The organism is Limnospira sp. PMC 289.06 (assembly GCF_032350395.1).
GTDB lineage: Bacteria > Cyanobacteriota > Cyanobacteriia > Cyanobacteriales > Microcoleaceae > Limnospira > Limnospira platensis.
The window spans coordinates 1-944 of the sequence record NZ_JARPLC010000365.1; the positions used below are offsets into that span (position 1 = coordinate 1).

Below are 944 nucleotides of genomic sequence, written 5' to 3' on the forward strand. Positions count from 1 at the left end.
AAGGACAATCCATCTTGATTTATTTGAGAATATCATTTTCTATTATGCAACACCTCTAGTTCAATTGCATTAATAACTTTTTGTCTAAGGTCGTAACTGTAGGGGGCTGGCATTTTGGGTCTTCTGTAGATATCCTTGCCATTATACGTCCTAAATGTTCTGTCTTGTGCTATACTTTCAGCAAGTTTAATCCTTTGCCTTGGTGAGATTACTCTCATTCCATCGACCCCGGCTGTTTTCTTGCCTTGATTATCTTGAGTCACTCGTCGCACTGCTAAGAGCCGTGCATAATATGACTTCACCAGTAGACGTTGCAACCTTCTTGCCTTTGCATCCTGTCCCGATTTAGCTGCTTGAAATATCCTCTTTTGGAGCTTGACAACTTTCCTCTGGACTTTCGCCCAGGGGATTTGTTTCCATACAAACGCACGTCTTGATTGGCTCTGATTTCTCAAAACCTTTCTTTAAACTCGCTTTCGTCATAGTAACTCCTACTAGACTCTATTCATGCAATCAAACCGTAACCTGTCAGCATATCCCTGCCATTACAGCAGGGCGTTGGCTTTTGGTCACATCTCACTTCCTCTAGGACTTGCGCTTACATTTGTTACTACTGATATCTCGACCAGATATTCATAGTCCAGGAGGATTTAAAACGTTCCGTTTATATGGGCATTCCATCTTTAGACTTGTCCTATCCACCGGGGTACTTTTAAAGGTCTGTGAAGATGGTATATAAAAACCTCTTCTTTTCCCCTTGCTCTTTTGAGCGCAGCGTGTCAATCTATTTCGCTGCTTGCTAATTACGATGGTTCAAGTCGGAACATTCAGATTTCCTTAGTCATGGATGGTTGGCAGTGGTCGCATATGGTAGTAGGTTCTACTTCACGCCTTCCGTTCCCCGCTTCAATCCTGGGGTTATGATTCCCAAAACTGGGGGTGGC

General features: G+C 43.1%; 1 protein-coding gene. It reads right to left on the bottom strand.

The features are described 5' to 3' along the window. Nucleotides 1–32: 32 nt before the first annotated feature. On the bottom strand, nt 33–455 hold the full coding sequence (locus tag P5674_RS25225; protein ID WP_014275816.1) for a reverse transcriptase N-terminal domain-containing protein: 423 nt from the start codon (nt 453–455) through the stop codon (nt 33–35). Nucleotides 456–944 lie beyond the last annotated feature (489 nt).